Origin of the sequence: Brachybacterium vulturis (assembly GCF_002407185.1) — a bacterium.
Taxonomy (GTDB): Bacteria; Actinomycetota; Actinomycetes; order Actinomycetales; family Dermabacteraceae; genus Brachybacterium; species Brachybacterium vulturis.
Genome location: NZ_CP023563.1, coordinates 296,678 through 319,784, shown reverse-complemented (window position 1 = coordinate 319,784; position 23,107 = coordinate 296,678). Strand labels below are relative to the sequence as shown.

Here is a 23,107-nt window from a genome sequence, read left to right as displayed (position 1 = left end):
GAGGTCACGGCGCGGACGAGGGCGGCTGGTCCTGGTCCTGGTCCTGTGCGTCGCGCAGCTGCGTCCGGATCTCCTCGACGAACTCGATCACCGTCGAGCCGCCGTCCACCGGCCCCCCGGCGAGCAGCCCGTCGGCCCCGAGCAGCACGGCCGAGGGCGCGGTCCGGCCCCCCAGCGTGGAGCGGGCCGTGAATTGCAGGTCGTGCATCGCCAGCTCCCCGACTCGCTGCAGGGTGCGCTCCCGCAGCTGATCCACGGGACGCGAGAACACGAACCGGACCTGGAGGGAGGGCGAGAGCGAGGCGATCCACTCCGGGGCCCGGTCCAGCACCCTCTCGCAGGGCCCGCACCCCTCCGAGGTGAAGACCAGCAGAGCGGCCCGCTGCGCGGTGAGCTGGGACAGGGTGATCAGCCGGCCGTCCGGCTTCTGCAGCACCGCCGCGGGGGTGGCGGCGCGCTCGTAGTCCAGCAGCTCCTCGTCCTCTGCGCCGTGAGCACCCGCGGCGCCGCTGTCCGCCGACGAGCTCCCGGCACCCGCCGCGGCGGGTGACGGCCGGGCGGCCGGATCCGTGCTGCCCACGGTGAGGATGGTCAGCGCGATCGTCAGCAGCACGGTGATCCCGAGCCCGATCAGCGACAGGGGGGCCTGCACCAGCACGGTCGTCATCGACCCGCCGGCGGCCGCGACCACGCTCAGCAGGCTCAGACCGGTCAGCAGCAGGTTCCGCCCCAGCGTGAGTCGCGAGACGGTGGGCGAGGCGAGGGTGCCGAAGCACGAGCACTCCACCGGCTCCTCGAAGGTCAGCGCCCGGGTGATGATCCCCAGGTAGGCGATCATCAGCAGGGCGATCACCACGGCCACCGCCGTCTGCACCGGCACCGAGGGGACCCACAGCACCAGGGCGAGCACGATCTCCGTCACCGGGAGGACCGTGGCGACCGTGCGGTGCAGGCCTCGCAGCGGCAGCCGCAACGAGGTCATCGCCTCCTCCGTGCCCTGGCGGGCCCCGAGCTTCGCGAGCCCGGACACCAGCAGCGTGAGCGTCAGCAGCAGCGGTGCGGCCAGCAGCACGATCATCGTCGGGCCCTTCCTCCTGGGCCCGGACATCGGGCCCTCGGACCCCCATTCTCGGTGATCGGCGCCGCTCGGTGTGCGCTCGTGCCACAGGAGAACGGGATCTACGCTGGCTCCATGGCCATTGATGAGCACCAGAGCAGCACCCCCACCGGACCGGCGGCCGACGCAGGAGCGCCGCGAGCCCGCATCGGCGCCGACGTCGCCGCCCTGCGCGCCTCCTTCGACGCCGGCACCACCCGACCCGTCGCCGCCCGTCTCGCCCAGCTCGCCGCCCTGCGCCGCGGTCTGCGGACGGAGGAGCCGCGCCTGGCGCGGGCGCTCGCCGAGGACCTCGGCAAGTCCCGCACGGAGAGCGCCCTGACCGAGATCGGGGTGGTCGCCCAGGAGATCACGCACACGATGAAGCATCTGCGCTCCTGGCTGCGGCCCGAGCGGCTCTCGCTGGGCCCGCTGCTGGCCCCGGCCTCCGGGGAGCTGCAGCGGCAGCCGCTGGGCACCACGCTGATCATCGCCCCCTGGAACTATCCGGTGAACCTCACCCTCGCGCCGCTGGTCGCCGCCATCGCCGGCGGCAACATCGCCGTCGTGAAGCCCAGCGAGGTGGCGCCCGCGACCTCCGCCGCCCTCACCCACCTGCTGCGCACCCACCTCGACCCGGCCTGGGTGCGAGTGGTCGAGGGCGCGGTGGCGGAGACCACGATCCTGCTCGAGCAGCGCTTCGACCTGATCTTCTACACCGGCAACGGCGCCGTCGGCCGGATCGTGGCCCGCGCCGCCGCCGAGCACCTCACCCCCACCGTGCTCGAACTGGGCGGGAAGTCTCCGGTGTTCGTCGACGAGGGCGCGGACCTCGCCGTCACGGCCCGCCGGATCATCTGGGGCAAGTTCACCAACGCCGGACAGACCTGCATCGCCCCCGACTACCTGATGGCCACCCCCCGCACCCTCGAGCGGCTGCGCCCCCACCTGCGCAGGGCCGTCCGCCGGCTGTACGGCTCCCGGCCCGAGCGCAGCCTGGACTTCGGCCGGATGGTCAGCGACAAGCACTTCGAGCGGGTGCTCGCCCTCATCGACGACGAGAAGACGATCCTCGGCGGCACCGCCGAGGCCGACCCCGCCACCCGCTACCTGCCGCCGACGATCATGACGGGCGTGGAGGGGGACGACGCGGTGATGGGGGAGGAGATCTTCGGCCCCGTCCTGCCGCTGCTCGCGGTCTCCGGACCCGACGAGGCGATCGCCCGCATCCGGGCGGGGGAGAAGCCGCTGACCGCCTACGTGTTCTCGCCCCGCCGGGACGTCGAACGGCGCTTCGCGGCCGAGACCTCCTCCGGCTCCCTCGCCCTGGGCCTGACCCTCGCCCACGTGGGCAGCACCGGGATGCCCTTCGGCGGGGTGGGCGCCTCCGGCATGGGCGCCTACCACGGCCGTGCCGGGGTCGAGGTGTTCACCCATGCCAAGCCGGTGGTGCGAAAGCCGCTCACTCCCGACACCCTGAAGCTCGTCTACCCGCCGTACCGCGGCCTCAAGCGCCGGGTGCTGCGCCGACTGATGCGCTGAGCCCGGCACACCGCCCTGCGTCCCCGACGCGGTCGGGACGCTCCTGTCCGGACCAGCGGCCCATTCCCGGCAGACGGACGTCCACCGCGGGGCGTTCCGTCCACCCCGGACCCGCCGTCGGGGTTATCGTCGGCCGGGAGACCGAGCGCACCGTCGGTCGAAAGGAGCGTTCGCGATGACCCAGCAGCCCCCCGGCCCGCCGCCGCCCACGGCCACCGCGCCCTCCGGCGGGTCCGGGCCCGACGGCCCCGCGCCCCGCGGGAGCACGCGCCCCGGCGACCCGAACCTTCTCAACGGCGCGACCTCGCACGGCGTCCTGGGCAAGAAGAGGATCCGCCACCCCTGGGAGCTGCCCCTGCTCGGGGTGGGCATCGCCCTGACGACCCTGGCCTACATCGCGTGGTGGACCCTCATCATCTCGACCCTGGTGCTGCAGGTGACCGAGGGCGAGGCGAGCGTCGCGAGCCTCTGGCAGTACGTCGGGTTCCTGCCGATCCTCCTCCAGCTGGCGTTCGTCCTGCCGCTGGCCCCGGTGCTGATCTGGTGGGCACGCGCGATCATGTACGCACGGATGCGCACCAGGGCCGTGCGCATGAGCCCCACCCAGTTCCCCGAGGGATACCGGATGGTGGCGGAGGCCGCACAGCAGTTCGGGATGCGACGCGTCCCCGACGCCTATGTGCTGCTGGGCAACGGCGTCATCAACGCCTTCGCCTCCGGCCACGGGTTCCGTCGCTTCGTCGTGGTCCATTCCGACCTGTTCGAGGTGGGCGGGCGCACCCGTGACCCGGAGGCGCTGCGCTTCGTGATCGCGCACGAGGTGGGTCACCTCGCCGCAGGCCACGTCTCCTACTTCCGCCTCGTCTTCACCACCGTGATCCGCATGATCCCGATCCTGGGCCCGGCCCTCTCCCGCGCCCAGGAGTACACCGCCGACAACTTCGGGTACTCCCACTGCCCCGCCGGAGCACCCGGCGTGATGGGCGTGCTCTCCGGCGGGAAGTACTTGAACGCCGAGGTCAACGTCAATGAACTGGCCGATCGTGCCGCGACCGACCCGAGCTTCTTCGTGCACTGGGTCAACTGGGGCTCCTCCCACCCGGTGACCACCTGGCGGGCCCACGCCCTGCGCGACCGCTCGGCGCCCGGCTCGCTGTGGATCCGCCCCGGCGGGTCGCTGTTCACCTCTCCGCTGCCGCCGGGGCACGTGTGGTCCTCCCGCTACCCGGCCCCGGGTGATGCACTGGCGATGCTCGCCGCGGCCGACGTGCGCCGGCCGGCCGGCGCCGACGGCCAGTTCGGACGCTTCTCCGGCATCGACTACTCGGATCGGCCCGCGATGCGCACGATCCAGACCTCCGCCCCGCTGCTCTCGGACCGCACCGCCTATGTGATCCCGCCCGGCCCCTATCGTGACGACGCCCGCGGTCCGCTCATCGGCGGCGCACAGAACCCCTTCGGGCCCCCACCGGACCGGCAGGGACCGCAGATGCCGTCCTGACCGCTCCGGCGCCGGTGCTGTCCCGCCGGTCACCACACCCTCCTCAAACCTGCATCGAATGCATAAGGTGAGCCGGTGATCCCCGACCCCAGCGCGCTGACCCCACCGGTGCGTCGCAAGCCCCTCCTCGCCGTCCTCCTCGCCCCGCTGTTCATGGCCCTGATCGCCGTGAGCGTCATCAACGTGGGCCTCACCGCGATCGGGGAGGGCCTCGAGGCGGATACCGGCGAGCTGCAGTGGGTGATCTCCGGGTACGCGCTCGCCTTCGGCATGCTGCTGGTCCCTGCGGGCCGGGCCGGTGATGCCACCGGGCGGCGACGCATGTTCATCGTCGGCGTCGGGGTCTTCACCGCCGGCTCCCTGCTGTCCGGCTTCGCACCGAGCGTCGAGACGCTCAACCTCGCCCGCATCCTGCAGGGCCTGGGCTCGGGGCTGCTGAACCCGCAGACCGTCGCGCTGATCCAGCAGCACTTCCGCGGCCACGACCGGGCCCGGGCCTTCGCGCTGCTGGCCACCACGGTCGCGGTGGCCACCGCCATCGGCCCCGTCGTGGGCGGGGCGCTGATCCAGATCCTCGGACCCCAGTGGGGCTGGCGCTGGATGTTCCTGATGAACGCCCCGATCGGGGTGATCGCGATCCTCGGCGCCCTGAAGTACATCCCCGACGACCGGGCGCGGGGGACGGCCCGGCCGGACCTCGACCCCCTCGGCGCGATCCTGCTGTGCCTGGCGATCCTGGGCATCATGCTGCCCTTCCTCGAACGCGGCGTGAGCGTGCTGGTGTGGCTGTCCTTCCCCGCCGGGCTGCTGATCCTCGGCGTGTGGTGGGTGTGGGAGCGGCGCTACAAGCGCCGCGGACGCAGCCCGATGGTCGACACCGCGATCTTCGCGAACCAGGCCTTCCGCAACGGCATCCTCATCGTCGCGGTGTACTTCCTGGGCGCCACCAGCGTGTGGATCATCGTGCCGCTGTACCTGCAGATGCATCTGGGCCACACCGCCTTCGAGGCCTCCCTGATGGGCGTGCCCTCCTCGTTCGCCGCCGCGATCAGCTCCCAGGCCCTCGGCAAACGGGTGCTCACCTACGGGCGCCGCATGGTGATCGTCGGCTTCGGCGTCGCCTTCCTGGGACTGGCCGGCACCGCAGTGATGACCGGCTTCGTCGAGAGCGGCGCGGTCGCCTTCTGGTGGCTGGCGGTGCCGCTGACCCTGATGGGCCTCAGCCAGGGCATGACCATCTCCCCGAACCAGACCCTCACCCTGAACTCCGTGGATCCCCGCTTCGGCGGAGTCGCCGGCGGCATCCTGCAGCTGGGCCAGCGCACCGGCGCCGCGATCGGCACCGCGATGATCCCCGGCATCATCTTCTCCCTCACCGAGGGCGGCACCGCCTGGCTCGAGGCGTTCATCATCGCGCTGACCATCATCATGGCGCTCACCCTGGCCGCGATGGGCGTCAGCTTCGCCGACCGCGCCCGGGAGAAGGCGGGCAAGGGCGCGCTCTGACGGGCACCTCCCGGCGACCGACGATCCCCTCATCGCTCGCACCCGAGACGCGGGGGACCGTACCCTGGCAGCAGGTGAGGACGCCGGCCGGGAGCACTGCGGACGAGACCGGAGGGGAGCACCGCATGGGGGCGCGAGGACGGGATCGCACGAGAGGACGAGCCGTGCCGCTGGGCTGGGACCAGGAGCGTCCTCCCACCGGCCCCGGCGCTGCGAGCGGAGGGCTCGGGCCGCATTCCGACCCTGCAGGGGACAGCGGTGCGGAGCCCGTTCCCGCGCCGCGACGCGGCTCCCGCCTGTCCCGCCGGAGCCGACGGGTGATCGCCGCCTGCGCAGTGCTGGTCCTGGTGGGCGCTCTGCTCATCGCGCTCCCGCGCCTGCTCGGCGCCACCACCGGCCCGGAGCAGGTCACCCGAGAGTTCCTCCAGGCCGTGGTCGACGGCGACCTGGAGACCGTGCGCGCGCACGCCCGGGCGGCTCCCAGCGTCGCCGCGCTGACCCCGCAGATGCTCGACGGCGCCGAGGACCGCCTGGACACCTTCGAGATCCGCCAGGTCACGGTCGAGGCCGGCACCGCCGCGGTCACCGCCGCGCTCCGCGCCGGGACGGCACGCGGGGAGGCCACGTTCACCCTGACCTCGACCGACACCGGCGCCTTCTCCCCGGCGGTGTGGGAGCTCGTGCCCGTGGAGCTGCCCCGGCTGCGGCTCGATCTGCCTCTCGGAGTGCAGGAGATCGCGATCGAAGGCGTCAGTCTCCCGGTCGCCGAGCTGCGGACCGCGGCGGAGACCTTCGAATCGGCGGTCGTGCTGCAGCTGCTCCCCGGCACCTACGAGGTCACCCTGCCCGAGCTGCCTGGCTGGCTGGAGGCGCCGCGGGTCACGCTCGAGGTGCCGCCCGTCCTCGGGGACACGGCGATCCCCCTCCACGATGCGCACGTCGTGCTCGACGAGAGGAGCCAGGCCGAGGTGCAGCACCAGATCGACGCCGCGCTGGAGGACTGCGTGGTGAGCACCGCGAGCGCCCCCGAGGGATGTCCCTTCGCGGCACGCGTCCCCGCGACCCAGGGCACCTGGACGCTCACCCGGCCGCCCCGCGTCGCTGCGGTCCCCGCGAACCTCTACGTCTGGCTGGCGGTCGGCGACGGGACCGCAGAGTTCACTCCCACCGGTGACGCCGTCGCCGGTTCCGCCGCCGACGGCCCCGCGCCGATCGAGGTGCCCTTCACGGTCGAGGCCACCGCTGCCATCGACCGCGAGGGCGTGTTCGACGTGCACCTGCGCAGCGCCGGAGCGATCACCGTCAGCTACTGCACCGATGCCGAGACCGGGGCCGTCGTCGGGGCCGTCATCCTCACGACGGCCGGACAGCCCCGCGGGCGCGAGTGCGACTGAGCACCACCGCCAGTGCGCACGCGCGCCGGCCGCAGGATCCTGGGAACGGGCGAGGGCGGGACATGATCCCGATGCCGACCACCATGGCGGACCGGCCCGGCACCTGACATCGTCAGGAGCGCGGCGTCACGTGAGGCCGAGGCCGGCCGAGCCGTGGCAGGCGCAGCCGTTCCAGCGGCAGGAATGCCGCCCAGCACAGCGCGGTGGGCAGGAAGTGGATGCCCAGCAGCACCAGGGTGGAGACGTGGAAGCCGAGGTACAGCGCGACCACGACGTACAGGGCCTTCCCGCGCAGGAACAGCACCACGGGGGAGAGGGTCTCCAGCGCGATCCCCGCCCACTGCGCGGGCACGAACACCCAGGGCGTGTGCGCGACCAGCCAGTGCGCGAGGCCGGTGCCGCGGCGTATCGACGCCCAGGTGAGGATCGCGCTGTTGCCCCAGTTCGCGAGCGATCCCGAGTACAGGATCTTCGGGATCACGGAGAAGAAGTAGGTGGCGACCACCGCGATCTGGATCGCGCGCAGCGCCCAGCCGGCCGCCTCGCTGCGGGCGGGTCCGCTGGTCACGGGTCGGTCATGCACGGAGACGGCGCCGTCGGGTCCGGGGCCCTCCTGCCCCGCCACCGTGGGCAGCACTGCGACCGCCACCATCAGCGCCATGTGATCGTGGGCGATGTAGCCGTAGGAGTTGCTGTACAGCATCCACAGCCAGAACGCGATCGCGAGCACCGACCCGGACAGCCGCGGCCGCCACCCCACGATCCCCGCCGCGCAGCCGGCCAGGATCAGGGCCAGCAGGGTGTACGCGATCGGGGCGGTCACCGGCGGCAGCTGCAGCAGACGGGCCAGCGCGACCGGCGTGAAGAACCCCGCGTTCCCCACATGGGAGAGCACGTCCCGCGAGAAGGTCAGCACGTCGATCACCACGAAGGCGCAGATCAGCACCCGCAGCACCCGGACGCGGGCCAGCGGCAGCGCCGGGAACAGCACCGATCGGAGCCGGCGTGCGGGGCTGGTGGCGCTCACGGCGCCTCCCACCGGGTGACCTCGATCAGCTCGTCCTCACCGTGGGCGGTGCCGTTCTGCAGCTGCGTGACCCGCTGGCACAGCACCAGGGCGTCGAGAGGCGGCTCCTCGGGGTGGCGACGGTCGTACTCCGCCGCCAGCGGTGCCAGCAGCTGCGAATCCGCCTCGATCGCGGCGAGGTTGTTCTCGACATCGGCCCGCTCGATCCCCACGCTGCGCTGCCCGAAGGAGATGTCGAACGGCTCCCCGTCCGCCCGGATCCCCAGCAGGCAGGTGTTGACCACCTCGCCATCGGGATCGATGCCCGCGGAGAACTGGTCCAGCGCCCCGAAGGGGAACAGATCGTTGGACCGGGTCAGGCCGCCCACGGCCAGCACCCCCACGCACGCCAGCACCACCAGCACCCGCCAGGTCATCGAGACCGCGGAGAGACGAGAGGGGGAGGACACGCGCCGAGCGTAGCGGGTCCTCATCCCGTTCAGCGCAGCAGCGACGACAGTTCGCGGAGCATCAGCGGCTGCCACCAGGCCCAGTCGTGCCCACCGCTGTGCGTCGTGAGGGACATGTCCAAGGACGTGCCGCAGCGTGCAGCGCCGGCCGTGAGCGCATCGTGCAGCTCCCTGGACCGCTCGGCCATGTCCCCCTCGTACCGGCCCACCTGGAGGCGCAGTCGCAGCGGCTGCGCAGCGGCGCGCAGCAGCGGCGGCACGAGGGCACCCGGGGGATAGCGCCACAGCGAGACCGATTGCGCGATCACGGCTCCGATCAGCAGCGGGGCGCGCGCCCCCGCGAAGAGCGCGGTGAGACCTCCGAAACTGGAGCCGGCGACGATGGTGCGGGCCGCCGCGGTGTTCACGCGCACGCGACCGGGCCCCGTCCCGAGACCGTGCGTGCGCAGGGCGGGCAGCAGCTGCTCCGCGATCCACCGGGCATGTCCACCGGGGACACCGAGCACCTCGCTGCGCCGGGGACCCGAATCGAGGAACACCGCCGTCATCGGAGGCAGCACCCCGCAGGCGACCCCCCGAGCGAGGAGCGCCGGCGTGCGCAGGTGATCGACGTGCTGCTCGCCGTCGGTGAGGACGAGCAGCGGCAGCGCGGCCCCGGGGTCGAGGCCCTCGCAGCCGGCGTCCCCCGGCCGCGAGGTCCACCAGCGGGTGCGCGGGCCGTGAGGCGGCGCGGTGACCGGGAGGACCTGAGGATCCGGCCCGGCCGCGTCGCCCGGGGCGAAGGGTCCGTCATCCGGGAGCGCGATGAGGGAGCGTGTCGCGCCACCGCGTCCGGCGCGGTGACGGCGTGGATTCCCGGGATCGGGCATCACCTCTGCCCCGGGCGTCTTCATCCCTGCGGTCCGCCACGGAGGTTCCGCAGGCCCGTGGTGCACGGCGAAGCCGTAGCTGGCACGCCAGTCCGCAGGGACCTCGAACACGCCTTCCCAGCGGCCGTCGGCCTGCGGCCGCAGCTCGCAGGCATCCGACGGAACGGGACGCCACCAGCCGTTCGCCTGCAGCGCCACCGCGCTCGCCGTCCGCGCGGTGTGGCGGAAGCGGACCAGCGCGCGATCTCCGTCCTGGTGGAGCAGCTGCGGGCCGACGCCCCCGCGACCGCCGGGTGAGATGGCGTCATCGCGCCGCCGGACCGGGGTGGTCGCGTCGTCGCCGGCGCGGCGCATCGACGGTTCCCAGAGCGCGGCGGGGAACATCGGGCCCTCGGTGGGGCAGGTCATGGGCACCTCTCGGTCCGGGGCCGCCGGTGCTCGCCCCTCACGGTGCGGACCGTCACGGCCTGCCGACGGCGAGGTCTGCTTGTACTCAGTAATTCCGTCATTGTCATTCTTCTTCATGGCAAATTGAGTAAAAGTTCCCTCAAGAATTGGCGCGGACTTGGCATCGGGAGCACTGAACGCGCTGGTGGGACGGGCATCGTGGAGCTGTGGGCCGACGTCTCGACGTCGGCCGTCCTCCACAGTTCATCCCGCATGCTTCCCCCGCGCCCCGTCCCAGGAGTTCCTCGATGTCCGCACCCTCACGAGTCCCCACCCATCGCGCCGACGGCTCCGCGATCTACTTCCGCGGCGCACGCGTCGCCCCGAAGATGGCCGCAGCCACCGGCGGCGCCGTGATCGCTGCGGGCCTGGGCATCACCGGGGCCGGGGTCGCCCAGGCGGACACCACCGTCTGGGACGAGGTCGCCCAGTGCGAGTCCACCGGGAACTGGTCGATCAACACCGGCAACGGCTACTACGGCGGGCTCCAATTCTACCAGCCCACCTGGAAGTCGTTCGGCGGGCAGGAGTTCGCCTCCTACGCGCACCAGGCCACCAAGGCCGAGCAGATCGCCGTCGCCCAGCGGGTGCTGGATCGCCAGGGCCCCGGCGCCTGGCCCGTCTGCGGCAAGCGCGCGGGCCTGACCCGCACCAACGGTGGCGCGGATGCGAACGCGCAGCCCGGCGAGCGCGAGAGCGCCCCCTCCCGCGACCACGATCGAGTCTCCACCGGCGCACTCGCGGTGGACGGCAAGTCCGGGCCGGCCACCACCCGGGCCCTGCAGGGCTGGGTGGGCACGAGCCAGGACGGCTCGCTCTCCCGCAGCGACATCACGGCGCTGCAGGGCAAGGTCGGCGCCGCCCAGGACGGCAAGATCGGGGCGGAGACCACCCGCAGGCTGCGCGCCCAGATGGGCCTGGGCAGCAACGGGGTGTGGGACTTCCGGTCCAACTACTCCACCGTGAAGGCGCTGCAGGTCTTCCTCAACGAGGGTGCACCGGCGAGCTCCCCGGCACCCGCCCCGTCGGCCCCCTCCGCCCCCGCAGCCCCGAGCTCCGGGGGCCTGGTCGTGGACGGGAAGTTCGGGCCGGCCACCACCCGGGCCCTGCAGGGCTGGGTGGGCACCAGCCAGGACGGCTCGCTCTCGAGCAGCGACATCACGGCGCTGCAGAGCAAGGTCGGCGCCGTCCAGGACGGCAAGATCGGCGCGGAGACCACCCGCAAGCTGCGCGCTGCGATCGGCCACGGCGACAACGGCGTGTGGGACTTCCGCACCAGCTACTCCACCGTGAAGGCGCTGCAGCAGTACCTCAACGCCCACTGATCCTCGGCGGGCCAGCGCCCGCTCCGCAGCACCACCGACGACGCGTCGGCCCCGTTCGGGGTCGGCGCGTCGTTCTCGTTGTGTGCCGCTCCCCTCGTGTGGGGCGCTGTCGGGGAACGGCGCGACCCCGCGCCCACCCATCTCAAATATGTGGAGATATAGTGCAAAACGGACATCGAGAGGGTAGAGTCGCGCTCGAAAGGGCGGACAAAACGGACATACCGGCACAGAGTGCCGAGTCTTCCGTTCCGCGCACCGCTGTGGAAGGAACATCATGTCCATCTTTACTCTGCGCGATGACGCTCGTCCTGCGCGTCGCACCGGAGAGTCGAAGCGAGCCTCCGCGGCTCGGCGCTGGGGCGTCCGCCCTCGTCTCATCCGGCGGGACCCGGCGGAACTGCACGTGGCCCCCGAGCAGGTGGCGGACAAGCCTGCGGAGACTGTGGAGGCCGGACCTGCTGTGCCTGTGCCCAGGGCGGCACCGCGGCCGCGGGCCAGGCGCGCGCGTCGTGAGCTGCAGCCCGCAGCCCTTCCTTTCGCCCTGGTCGACGCGATGGTGTGGTTCCTCGGCCTGTGGATCGCCTCCGGACTCCGGCTGGAGACTCCCGCCATCTCGGCCGGGATCGGAATCGACGGGCGGGCCACCCCCTTCTTCGGCCTGCTGATCTGTGCCGGGGTCGCGGTCCTCGCCTACACGCTCCTGGCACGCACGCTCCACCTGCATCAGGGACGACACCTGGTGGGCAGCTTCGACGAACTGATGCCGCTCGCCGTCACCGTGGGCGCCGTCTCCGCCGTCGTGACCCTCCTGAACCTGGCGGCTCCGGTCCGGATGGTCCCCTTGACTGCTCCACTCATCGCGGCCCCCGTGGTGCTGGTGCTCGCCGGCATGGTCCGCTACCTCGTGCGACGGGCCGTGCTCCGGGCCACCCGGCATCTGCGAGCCGACACCACCGGCCGGGCGCTCATCGTGGGTGCCGGTGAGGTGGGCCGCAATCTCACCGACTCCATGCGCCGCGACACCAGCTCGCCCTGGGAGCCGGTCGCCTTCCTCGATGACGATCCCCGGAAGCGGCACCTCCGCCATGCCGGCGCCGCGGTGCTGGGGACCACGAAGGAGCTGACGCGGGTTGCGACGAGCTCCCGCGCCGATGTGCTTGTGATCGCCACCCCGTACATCAGCGCCATGACGATCGGAAAGCTCACCGCAGAGGCCACGGCGATCGGCCTGCCGGTGAAGATCGTTCCGCCCCTCGGGGAGATGCTCGGCGGGGTACGGCATGCCGACCTGCGCGAGATCCAGCCTCAGGACCTGCTGGGGCGCCGCCCGGTCGAGACCGACCTCAGCACCATCTCCGGCATGCTCGCCGGGAAGACGGTGCTGGTGACCGGCGCAGGTGGGTCCATAGGCTCGGAGCTGTGCCGACAGATCTCGACCTTCGGCCCGAGCGAACTGGTGATGCTCGACCGTGATGAGTCCGCCCTGCACGCGCTGCTGCTGTCGATGGACGGCACCGCCGATCTGGAGAAGGACAACATGGAGCTCGCGGACATCCGCGATGCGGAACGGCTGGACGCCGTCTTCGCCCGTCACCTTCCCGACGTCGTCTTCCATGCCGCCGCTCTCAAGCACGTCAACATGCTCGAGAAGTCGCCGGACGAGGCGTACAAGACGAACGTGCTGGGCACCCACAACGTGCTCGAGGCCGCCGAGCGCCATGGCGTCGAGCGATTCGTGAACGTCTCCACGGACAAAGCCGCCGATCCGACCAATGTGCTGGGGCTGAGCAAGCGGGTCGCGGAGGGTCTGACCGCGCAGAAGGCGCTGACGGCCGCGCACGGCTCCTGGGTCAGCGTGCGGTTCGGGAACGTCTTGGGCACTCGTGGTTCGGTGCTCCACACCTTCATCGCGCAGATCGAGCGCGGTGGACCGGTCACGGTCACCGACCCCGAGGTGACCAGGTTCTTCATGACCGTCTCCGAGGCCGTGCAGCTCGTGCTCCAGGCGGCCGTGGTCGGTGACAGCGGCAAGGCGCTCGTCCTCGACATGGGGGAACCGGTGCGGATCGAACATCTGGCGCGGCAGCTCATCGAGGCCTCGGGGCGGGACGTGGACATCGTCTACTCCGGACTGCGACCGGGCGAGAAGATGCACGAGGTGCTGTTCTCAGCGGTCGACGCCTCACAGCCCACCGCCCATGCCCTGGTCACCGGCGTCCCGGTGGCACCGGTGGACATGCGGGACATCCCGACCTCGAGGTCCATGCATGACGCCGCTCAGTTCATGGGCGTCATGTCCGGTGTGTGCAGCTCGATGAGCGCGCCCATGGCTGTGGGGTTCTGACGATATGACACCTGTGCTCCTCTCCGGTCCGGACATGTCCTACGCCGAACGTGCCGCCGTGATCGAGGCCTTCGACTCAGGGTGGATCGCTCCGCTCGGTCCGGCGGTCGACGACTTCGAGCAGCGGATGGCGGACCGCCTCGGGCGCCGCCACGCCGTCGCCCTCAGCTCCGGGACCGCAGCCCTCCACCTCGGGCTCCTCGCCTGGGGCGTGGGGCCGGGTGATGTCATCCCGACCTCGACCATGACCTTCGCCGCGACCGCCAACGCGATCTCCTACACCGGGGCGACCCCGTACTTCGTCGATGCGGACCCGCAGACCGGGCAGATGGACCCGGGACTGCTCGAGGAGGTGCTGTCCACGCTGCAGCGGGACGGGAGGTCGGTCCCTGCAGTCGTCCCCGTGGACCTGCTCGGCAGCTGCGCCGACTACACCCGGATCGGCGCCATCGCCTGGCGGTACGGTGCCCGGGTGCTCGCCGACTCGGCCGAGTCCCTCGGCGCCCACCATGCCGGCCGCCCCGCCGGGAAGCTCGGGGATGCCGCGATCCTGTCCTTCAACGGCAACAAGGTCATGACCACCTCGGGCGGGGGCATGTACCTCACCGACGACGAGGCCACCGCCTCACGAGTCAGGTTCCTGGCCACGCAGGCCCGGGAGCCGGTCGCGCACTACGAGCATCGGGAGATCGGGTACAACTACCGACTCTCGAACCTGCTCGCGGGGGTGGGCATCGCCCAACTCGGTCGACTCGACGACATGATCGCGCGCCGCCGGGCGCGTCGCGAAGCCTATGCAGCCCTGGTCGCGGACTCGCCCGGGGTCGAGATCTTCCAGCGAAGCGGTGACCTGGACGACAACTGCTGGCTCACCGCAGCGGTCGTCGATCCCGACGTGGCGGGCTTCTCCGCCGCGGATCTCGGGGCAGTGCTGACAGCGGCCCGGATCGAGAGCCGGCCGCTGTGGAAGCCCATGCACCTGCAGCCGATCTTCGCCTCCTCCCCGGCCAGGATCACGGGGGCCGCGGAGCGGCTGTTCAGCACCGGGCTCGCACTCCCCAGCGGGTCGGCACTGACCGAGGCCGAGTGTCGTCAGGTCGACGGGGTGCTGCACGAGTTCCTCGCGTCGCGAATGCGATGCTCGACCTCGAGATCGACGACCGTATTGTGAGCATCGGCAACGATATGGCAGACTAGTGTGCACAATGTGGCTTTCACGAATGGTTTCGCGGCGGTGCTGGCAAGGAGTTGCGTTGCGCGCGGGCCGAGTCGTTTTCAAGCAATAGTGATGGTCGGCCCCGGGCTCGTCGCCACAAATTCTAGTCGAAGACACACGTGCTACATGCTCCCCTGTGCGTTAGACTGGAATCGTGCCCAGGGGTGGCCTGGTGCCCGCAATACTGTGAGCATGAAACGAGGGATAGAATGCATTCCCAGTCGCCCAGTCCAGCCGCCGCAGTTCGATGTCTCGTGGCCGACGCGAAAATCTTTCTATGCTGACCCCCGCACCCCGCGGTGCTCTCAGCGATAGTCTCCTAGAGACATTGCGTTCGGGCGACACTGCGGCGCTCTCACACACCTCTACTCCGGACAGCCCCGACGATGCTCAAATCGCCTTGTGGTCCCTCTTCGAGTTGCACTATCGCGGTTTCGACGACGTGGCCGAAGAGCTTGAATGGGACCCACACCTCATCGCACTGCGCCGTCGGCTTGAGAACGGGTTCGAGCGGCTATTGCGCGAGCGCGCCCCGGCGCCGCCTGCCCCTGGGAAATTCGCGGAGGACTTCTTCGAGTTCGTCGCTGCGCACGACGGTCCCTCGGTAACTACGCATTTGCAACGTGTTGCCAGTAAGGAGCAAGCGCTCCAATTTTTGCGGCACAAGTCGATCTACACCCTCAAGGAGTCGGACCACACCACGTGGACGATACCGAGACTGCCTTACCGGGTGAAAGCGGCTGTGATGGAGTTACAGTACGACGAATATGGCGGCGGTAACCCGCACCGCCTCCACGCGAACCTTTTCGCGAAAGGGCTCGCAGCAAGTGGCCTTTCTGCCGAGTATGGCCACTACATCAACGAAGCACCACTTGAAGTGCTAATGCAGAACAACGTGATGAGCTTGTTCGGGTTGAATCGGCGACTGCGTGCGGCCTCACTCGGTTTCCTTGCAGCCTTCGAGGCAACCAGCTCCGCGCCCTCGCGCAAAATTGCCCGCGGCCTAAAGCGACTCGGCTTCCCTGGGGAAATGGTTGAGTACTATACCGAGCACGTCGAAGCCGATGCCGTGCACGAGCAATTAGCGGTACGGAACATCTGTGGTGCCCTGCTGGAAGAAGAACCGGAACAGTACGAAAATGTCTACTTTGGTGCATGGGCCTCCCTGCATGTGGACGACCTCTATGCGGAAAAGCTCCTGGAGGAGTGGTCTGAATGAAGAAGGACATGGATGTCGATCATCCGGATGTGGTCCTCTGCCCCCGCGGACCGATGTTGTTGCGAGGCGAGCACGTGGTCGAGGACGAAGACGGGAACGAGCACCAGACGTGGAGGCCAGTAAGTGCCGTCTGCCGGTGTGGTGCTTCGGGAATCAAACCGTGGTGCGACGGAAATCACAAATTGATACGCAAGCGCTGAATATTTGGGCGCATGCGCTCGACAATTCCGTATATCTTTCGCTTATCTGTTCCCGGCGGATTCCCTCTTGATGAAGAGATTATGGGCTGCGTGCTGCCAGTCGTTTCTGTCAACAGGCGAGATGTTGATATCCGAAGCATCACCCACCTCTTAATTGCTCTCCCATTTGCAACTGCATGTAGTTGCCGTAACCAGCATTCGCTTGGTTTGAGTTCACGGGAACAAAGTGATGCGATATCTGGATCCCGCAGAAAATTCGTCACCTTATGCGGCCGATCGAAAGTGCTCGATTGAAGCGCGCCATGCTCGATGGAACCAATTCTTGAGCGACGGGGGCATCGCATCTGAGGGAGTAGCTGGTTTATTTCTGAAATCTTCTGATTCGAGAAGACAGCAGGCGATGTAGTTGGTGAAGTCGCGGAAGCCGAGGGCGGAGCCGCGGGGGTGCTCGAGGCGGCCGTTGAGCGCCTCGCTTGGTCCGTTGTTGGTGCCGGGGCGGTCGAAGTGGGCCAGCACGTCCTGAGCCCAATGGTGCAGGGTCCCGCTTAGCTCGGGCAGTAGGTTCGGACGTTCCTTGTCAAAGCTCTGATCACCTGGCTCCCTCTCACTAGCCTCGATGTTTCATCGGGTTGGTGAGCGGGGGCGGTCGGCGTCGTTGCCGATGCTCAGCTGCTGATTCTGGCATCTGGGTGTGACAGATTGTCGCAGTGTCCGTTGCGGGCGGTCGGGTTCCACTCCCGAGAAGGTGCTGGGGGCCGTAGGGACAGGTGGAGCCGCCTGGTCAGGTCTGCGCGACGGCGGTGCGGAGCCGGTTGACGCCGGTCAGGACCTTAATGGCTTCGGGAGCGTGCTGGGCGAGGTGGAGGATCTTGCGCCGGGCACGGCGCACGAGGATCGCGGGGACCTCGAACAGCCGCGCGCGAAGTCGTTTGGGCTCCCACTTCCTCGCATCAGTACTGGTCAGCGCGATGGTCTGCATCCAGGCGACCAGCTCGGAGGCGAGCTGGATGATCTGGCACCAGATCTGGTTCTGCGCGAATCCCTGCAGCGGGAACTTCTCAAGGCCCATGTCCTTGGCGTTACGGATCCGATCTTCGCAGCGCGCTCGGCGACGGTGTCTCAGCTCCAGGGTCGGCAGCTGGCCGCGCGGGGTGTTGGTCGCGAACGCGGTGATCCGCATTCCTTCGTGGTCGGTGATCCGCAGCTGCGCTCCGGGGTGGGGGCGCTCCTTCCGCACGATCACCCGCATCCCCGCAGGCCAGCCGGTCAGGTCCAGCAGTCCGGTCAGCTCCGCCACGAATGCCCCATCGCGGACGCCATCGTCGTCACTGTCATAGGCGGGGGTCCACGCCGCGGCCTCGTCGATGCGTTTCAGCAGGTCAGGCGTGTTTGCGGGGAGGGTGAACCCGACGGAGTAAGCCAGCCGCCGTCTGGTCAGCCACTGGAGGAAGTCCTTGGTGCCGCCGGCTCCATCGGTGCGGATCAGGACCTTCTTCGATCCCTGCCCACCCCGGACAAGCGGGCCCGCAGGCAGCTGAGCGAGAGCCTGACGGGTGACGGTGATGTGATCGGCAGCCGTGTTGGACCCGGCGTTGCCGGGACGGAGCTGGATCGCCAACGGCTCCCCGGTCCCGTCGCTGCCGTGGTCCAGGAACGCGCACAGGGGGTGAAAGCCGTAGCCACGTTTGAAGTTGGGTGCGGCCTGCTCCTTCTCGCTGTGGGCGGTGATCAAGGTGGCGTCGAGGTCGATGACCAGCGGCTTCTTTGCGCTGGCCGCCGCAGCCGGGGAATGGTCGCCGGCCAGGACCCATGCCCGCTCTCGCGCAACCCGGCGGGCCTGGGAGATCGCTTCGATCACGGCAGGAGCGTCCTGGGCGAGCGCGGTGAGTATGCGGGAGATCGTCGGAGCCGAGGCGACGTCACCGAACACTCCCGGCTCGCACCGCAGCAGATCGGTATCCGAGGCGACCTCCCCGCCCACCGCGAGAGTCATCGCCAGGTCCAGCAAGACCTTCGCCGCGTGGTGCTCTGCCAGCGGTTTCGTCCACGGATCCAGTGCTTCGCGCAGCGAGCGGGCGAGGCCGGTGGCACCGATCGTGTCGGTCAGTAGCACCGCGCCGGCATGCGACACCGCCGGGACCTCGGCGATGTCCACTCGCGGTCGGGGGTAGAAGAACAAGGTAGGGTGGGACACCTGAAAGGTGCTCCTTCCGCCAGATCGATACGAGCTTCAACACCCCGTATCATTCCAGGTCAGGAGCACCTTTCTCTATGCCGTCCGCCGGTCGGGACCACACCACCATGAAATACCGAGGCTAGTGCGTGACGGGCCTTGTAGAGCGGGCCATCCTTGCGGCCGCGACGTTGTGGATCTACTGCAGGACGCGGCGGTGGCAGTTTCCAGGGTGTCCCCGGCCAGTCAGACGACATGGATTAGGGGTCCATAACCGCGACCGATTCAGGTAGGACCTCGCTGGTGGCGGACTTGAACCCCGCGAACCCGTCCATCGCCACTACCCCGTGCCATCCTTCCAGGCCTGGGGACGGGTTGCGAGCCCGGCCTTGAACGCTGCCCTGGAGTGACCCGCAACCATGTCCGGCAGCTACGCGTGCCGTTCCTGTCGCGCGCCGGCGTGAGGGCGATGATCACGGTGGCGTACATGTTGCCGCAGCGGGTGTGGCGCCAGACGTGCTCGTCGAGCCCGATCATCTTCACGCCGTCGATGCAGCCTGGGTCGTCGATCAGCTGCCGTTTGCCCTCGGCGACGACGGCGCCATTGGCGGTGTGCCAGGCTATGCCCAACCCGGCGGCAACCCTCGCGTTCGCGAGGTGGTCGATGAAGAGTTCCCAGTTCCCACCCACCGCATCCCCCTTCGGGAGAGTTTCGCTCGTTCGTCCGCGACGGACGTGGAGTCCTCGCGCGAGTGGCTTTGGCGGTGGACCGGTACCGGCGGATCCGCACGAGCAGCGTCGTGGCGCGGTGGCCGAATGGCTCATGAGCCACGAATCGGGAGATGGAGCCCCACGGCCTCGACCGTGATCCGCAAGCCCGGCACCAGGGATCCTGCTCGGCGAGTCGGAATTCGAGCACCGCGCGGCCTATCATCAGCCGCTGGCCTACCACCACCACCAACCCCAACTCCTCCAGGCGAGCGAAGGACGCCAGGTCAGGGCTGTCGAAGGTTGCGGTGGGCATGTCGAAATCTTCCTGATGGCGAGCGTGAGAACTTCCATCCTCGGGAGACCTCGACGTCCATCCCGGTACCAATGCGTCCACCCTTCGCCGCGCAGCTACCCCCTCATCTCCCAAGTGCCGGGAAGAATAACGTGAAAGTGGACATTTATGGCATACCCGACATTAGGGGTGTAAGATGACTAAGTCAGTTGTCGGCCGACGAATCGAGTTGCCCCATGACCCCATCGAGACGACCCCGTATCGCCATCATGGCTCGTAGCGGGACTACGGCCTCTGCCACCTCTGGAGCTCGAGGGCACAGAGTCCGTGGGAGCCAGGCGTGATCGCCTCAGCCGTACGCCTGCGGCTCGCGCGAGCAGTCCCTCGTGGCCTCTCGGAGGCCACAGCTCGGCAGGTCCAACAAACTCTTGAGAGTGAGGCGACCAGCGCGGACCCCTTGGACATTGCAAGAATTCTCTCGCATGCGAAAGTGAGTGTCCCCTTCTATCGCGAACTCGACGCGAAGTGTCTCGCTGATGTTCCCGTGGTATCGAAGGCAATGATGCTGGCCAATCGTCAGGCGTTCTGCTCCGATAGTGCCCGCCTCGAGCAGCTCACTCCCCATTTCTCCTCCGGTAGCTCAGGCATTCCTTTCACCTCCTACTTCGACGACGGGCGACTGGCCCGCCATCGATCCGAACTTGTGGCCGCATACCGTTACCTCGGTTCGGATCCTTTCGGACCGATCGTTCATTGCCGCTCATGGATTCGCGCCACCCGTCGGGATCGCGTCTCCTTAAGGCTGCGCGGGCAGTATCTCTACGGCGGAGAGGAGGACGAGGGATCCATCCGCGAGGTGGCTCGATGGATCGCCCGCCATCCGGGTGTCACCCTCATGGGAATGAGCTCGCTCCTAGAGCGCCTCCTGCGAAGTTTTGAGGAATTCGATATCCAGGTGCCGCATGGCACGGTCGCGGTTGCACTGGCCGTCGGCGAGCCCGCCTCCACCTACCTCATAGCCGCCGCGCCACGTCACCTCGGCGTCGACCTGTCACTCCGCTACTCCAATACAGAGAACGGACTTATCGGGTTCGCGAGGAGAGCTACGCAGCCTTACCACCTCAATACCAGCACGCACCATGTTGAGTGCCTGGACCTGGAATCCGACGAACCCGCAACCCCCGGGAGCGTGGGTAGGATAGTGCTCACCGATCTATACAATCGTGCGACGCCGTTTATCCGGTACGACACTGGCGATCTCGGTCGATTTGTCACGGATCAACGTGGCACGCCGATCCCAAACCTCCTCGCTGAGCTCGTCGGCCGGCGCAGCGACTTCCCGATTGCGGGAACCGAACAGTTTCCTACCCGAGGCAATCTCTACAAGCTTCTCATGGCGATCGATTCGCACCCGGCGATCAAGCAGATACAGTTGAGGCAGAACTCCATCGGGCGCTTCAAGTATATTCTAAATGCCGAGAGGTCGGAGGAGCTGGAGGCTGGACTGAGGTTCCATCTAGATGAGCAGATCGGAAACATCCTCGAATGCAATTTCGAGTACGTCAGCGATGTTCCGTTGGAACCTTCCGGCAAACGGAGATTCTTTTTTTGCGAGATTCCTGATCCGGAAGGAGTACTAGCATCAGGAAACCGGGCTGCTCGATAGGACATCGATGATTCGATTGATGCGGACGACGAGGCCTATTCCCAGCCTCTCGCCAGGAGAGCGGGTCATTGCGGAACACCCGGCGAAAATCTCGGCAAGTGCCGAGCAGCCGCATCGCTCCTTGTGCCAGTCTAGAATGCGTGTGCGGCCTTGCGCAGATCCGTTCCAATCATGTCAATTTCGACCCATTGGGCGGCGGCAACGACATCCAGCTGATGGTCTGCTTCGGCAGAGGGTCTGCAACGCCATGCCGATGCCGCACATCATCGCTTGCAGATTCAGGGCGTGATGCCGGGGCGCCGCATCGGAAGCGGTGCTCACGAGCCAGTGACTGCGAGATTCAATTTCTTCCTCGCCTTCGATCACAACTCCTCCTCGCAAGCGCATCGGCACTGCGGGCCGGGGAACGCAAGGGTGCTCTCCTCGAGCTTGAGCGCTCCTGTGGACCACTTCCCCAGCCCGCCTTCGGTGTGCAGGTCGTCTACATGGAAAGGCTCACGTACCGCAGTGGATGTCCTCATAGTGCTTGGACTCCTCGGCGGATTCTCGGCTGCTGAGGCCGGGCTTGACGGCTCTTCGCGGTTCGTGGTGAATACCCGCCACAGCAGGGTCATTCACCACGAACCGCGAAGAGCCTCTTTGGGACTGCTGCTGGGCCTCGAGGTCGATGGACTCGGGCAATCCATGGGGCATCACCAAGGCGCAGAGGCGCCGGACACGCGGGGCGATCATGGATTCTCTTCCGACCGTCTTTCGCATTGTGTCGCGCTCAAGGGCGCGCGGCCCTGAACAGCTCGTCCGGCTCAGGGATCTCATTGACGAAGGTCTGACGCTTCCCTGCCCCTACATGCAGTGCGCCGTCGGCATACACGAACTCGCAGCTGATTATGTCGCCGAGCTCGTCGTCGAGGATCCGGCGCAGCTCGGCGTCGAGCCCGGGCGAACGCTCGGCATTGAGGATCCAGGTGAACCTCCCAACATCGTGCTGGCGCAACTGGAACTGCCGGACCGACTGGATCTGCTCGAGCAGTTTGAGAATCTTGAAGTGGGTGGCGCGGCGCGGTGCGTCGCGAGTGCCGGCGATCGGAAAATCCCCACCGCGCCCGCCCAACTCTGCCAGGACATTGGGCATCACGTGACCTGAAACGTCGACAGAGAATCTCCCGAGGTCACCGGTGTCGTAGCGCAGGAACGGCATGGCACGGTTGTAGAGGTCGGTCACGACGATCCGCCCTACTGCCCCGACCGGGGCGGGGGTGTCGGAATCGTGACGGAGGATCTCGACGTGGAAGGTGCTCGTGTCCAATTTGTACGTCGAAGACACCGTCGAGGAGAAGCCGAACAGTCCGTTCTCGGCGTTCGAGTACCGCATTCGCAGGTCAATGCCGAACTGTCGGCGCACCATGCTGGCCAGATACGCGGTGGCGGGTTCTCCTGCTCCGAGGACGACGGAGACGGTTCCGGGCGGGAGCACGATGCCGAGGGCGTCGAAGCGTTCGAGAAGGATCTCGATGTACGAGCAAATCCCGATGATCACCACCCCACGCCGGTGGCGCAGCCATTGTGCAACGTCGCGGACCGATTCCTCGTCCTGCTCGGCGGCGTAGAGCTTCTGCCCGCGCAGTGCGTAGGACGCTCGCGCACGTCGGGAGATCAGATGCCACGCGCGGCAGTGCAGAAAATTTCCGAAGGGGTCAGCGCCTAGGTATTGGTAGGCCCCGACGAGCTCAGCCCTGTGGCGGGCGATGCGCTCGTCGTCGAAGTAAGACCGAAAGGTGATCCCGGAGGTACCGGTGGATTGCCGCGAGGCGAGGCGATCAGGCTGCACGTTGGTCGCGAAGAACTTCTGCGGTTGGGTCACCATCATCGGCTTGGCCACGACCGGCAGGTCATCGAAGGAGGCTCCGGCAAATTTTTGGTAGAAGGGGACCTCCGCCGTGGCGTGTCGGACAATGCGCTGGATGTCGTGTTCATCGCTCCGGGCGACAGGGGTCTCAAGGGTGTGTCGGACCTCGTCGGCGACGCGCGGGGAGGACCCGTTCGGCATCATGCGTGCCGCAATGCTGCGTGCAGAGGAGAACATGGTGGCATACCTGTCCGGTAGTGGTTCAGCTGATCTGCTTGTAGGAT

Annotated in this window: 16 protein-coding genes and 1 pseudogene; 10 read left to right on the top strand and 7 right to left on the bottom strand. The window is 68.3% G+C overall.

From position 1 onward, the window contains the following. Window positions 1-4 precede the first annotated feature (4 nt). Window positions 5-1,078 carry a MauE/DoxX family redox-associated membrane protein gene (locus CFK38_RS01395; RefSeq protein WP_096801465.1) on the bottom strand — a complete coding sequence of 358 codons (1,074 nt, stop codon included), beginning with the start codon at window positions 1,076-1,078 and terminating at the stop codon, window positions 5-7. 114 nt (window positions 1,079-1,192) lie between these two features. On the opposite strand from CFK38_RS01395, the gene CFK38_RS01390 reads away from it, so the two are divergent. From CFK38_RS01390 to CFK38_RS01375, 4 genes are all read left to right on the top strand, one after another. Further along, window positions 1,193-2,638 (top strand): aldehyde dehydrogenase family protein, encoded by a 1,446-nt coding sequence (locus CFK38_RS01390; RefSeq protein WP_096801464.1) that lies wholly within the window; start codon window positions 1,193-1,195, stop codon window positions 2,636-2,638. A 175-nt stretch (window positions 2,639-2,813) separates the two neighbouring features. Beyond that, window positions 2,814-4,139 carry a M48 family metalloprotease gene (locus tag CFK38_RS01385; RefSeq protein WP_096801463.1) on the top strand — a complete coding sequence of 442 codons (1,326 nt, stop codon included), beginning with the start codon at window positions 2,814-2,816 and terminating at the stop codon, window positions 4,137-4,139. A 75-nt stretch (window positions 4,140-4,214) separates the two neighbouring features. Then, entirely contained in the window at window positions 4,215-5,645 is a 1,431-nt protein-coding gene (locus CFK38_RS01380) for an MFS transporter (RefSeq protein WP_096801462.1), read from the top strand. 164 nt (window positions 5,646-5,809) lie between these two features. Then, window positions 5,810-7,039, top strand: a complete 1,230-nt coding sequence (locus CFK38_RS01375; protein ID WP_157773308.1) for a hypothetical protein — start codon at window positions 5,810-5,812, stop codon at window positions 7,037-7,039. 112 nt (window positions 7,040-7,151) lie between these two features. On the opposite strand, the gene CFK38_RS01370 is transcribed toward CFK38_RS01375, so the two are convergent. Genes CFK38_RS01370 through CFK38_RS17390 form a run of 3 tightly spaced genes read right to left on the bottom strand, consistent with a single transcriptional unit; the run spans window position 7,152 to window position 9,909 of the window. Then, window positions 7,152-8,066: an HTTM domain-containing protein gene (locus CFK38_RS01370; protein WP_245851177.1), complete on the bottom strand. Its 915-nt coding sequence runs from the start codon at window positions 8,064-8,066 to the stop codon at window positions 7,152-7,154. Beyond that, the gene (locus CFK38_RS01365) at window positions 8,063-8,515 is read right to left on the bottom strand and encodes a hypothetical protein (protein WP_096801459.1); all 453 of its coding nucleotides are present in this window, start codon (window positions 8,513-8,515) and stop codon (window positions 8,063-8,065) included. Before CFK38_RS01365 ends, CFK38_RS01370 begins: the two co-directional genes overlap by 4 nt. Window positions 8,516-8,544: 29 nt before the next feature. Then, entirely contained in the window at window positions 8,545-9,909 is a 1,365-nt protein-coding gene (locus CFK38_RS17390; protein WP_218192330.1) for an alpha/beta hydrolase-fold protein, read from the bottom strand. A gap of 170 nt (window positions 9,910-10,079) precedes the next feature. On the opposite strand from CFK38_RS17390, the gene CFK38_RS01355 reads away from it, so the two are divergent. From CFK38_RS01355 to CFK38_RS01335, 5 genes are all read left to right on the top strand, one after another. Next, the gene (locus CFK38_RS01355) at window positions 10,080-11,156 is read left to right on the top strand and encodes a transglycosylase family protein (protein ID WP_096801458.1); all 1,077 of its coding nucleotides are present in this window, start codon (window positions 10,080-10,082) and stop codon (window positions 11,154-11,156) included. Between the two features lie 274 nt (window positions 11,157-11,430). Beyond that, entirely contained in the window at window positions 11,431-13,500 is a 2,070-nt protein-coding gene (locus CFK38_RS01350; RefSeq protein WP_096801457.1) for a nucleoside-diphosphate sugar epimerase/dehydratase, read from the top strand. A gap of 34 nt (window positions 13,501-13,534) precedes the next feature. Next, window positions 13,535-14,671, top strand: coding sequence for a DegT/DnrJ/EryC1/StrS family aminotransferase (locus CFK38_RS01345; protein WP_338025016.1), 1,137 nt, complete (start codon window positions 13,535-13,537; stop codon window positions 14,669-14,671). A 322-nt stretch (window positions 14,672-14,993) separates the two neighbouring features. After that, window positions 14,994-15,935, top strand: a complete 942-nt coding sequence (locus CFK38_RS01340; protein WP_096801455.1) for an iron-containing redox enzyme family protein — start codon at window positions 14,994-14,996, stop codon at window positions 15,933-15,935. Beyond that, entirely contained in the window at window positions 15,932-16,135 is a 204-nt protein-coding gene (locus CFK38_RS01335) for a CDGSH iron-sulfur domain-containing protein (RefSeq protein WP_338025015.1), read from the top strand. The genes CFK38_RS01340 and CFK38_RS01335 overlap by 4 nt, the downstream gene beginning before the upstream one ends. 366 nt (window positions 16,136-16,501) lie before the next feature. Here CFK38_RS01335 and CFK38_RS01330 read toward each other — a convergent pair. Then, window positions 16,502-16,684 (bottom strand): annotated as a pseudogene (locus tag CFK38_RS01330) (transposase); the annotation flags it as partial. A 232-nt stretch (window positions 16,685-16,916) separates the two neighbouring features. Further along, a complete protein-coding gene (locus CFK38_RS01325) occupies window positions 16,917-18,329 on the bottom strand; it encodes an IS1380 family transposase (protein ID WP_096801454.1) in 1,413 nt (470 codons plus the stop codon). Window positions 18,330-19,801: 1,472 nt separating this feature from the next. Here CFK38_RS01325 and CFK38_RS01315 point away from each other — a divergent pair. Beyond that, window positions 19,802-20,977, top strand: a complete 1,176-nt coding sequence (locus CFK38_RS01315) for a phenylacetate--CoA ligase family protein (protein ID WP_157773306.1) — start codon at window positions 19,802-19,804, stop codon at window positions 20,975-20,977. A gap of 769 nt (window positions 20,978-21,746) precedes the next feature. On the opposite strand, the gene CFK38_RS01310 is transcribed toward CFK38_RS01315, so the two are convergent. Then, entirely contained in the window at window positions 21,747-23,060 is a 1,314-nt protein-coding gene (locus tag CFK38_RS01310; protein ID WP_096801451.1) for a phenylacetate--CoA ligase family protein, read from the bottom strand. Window positions 23,061-23,107: the final 47 nt, after the last annotated feature.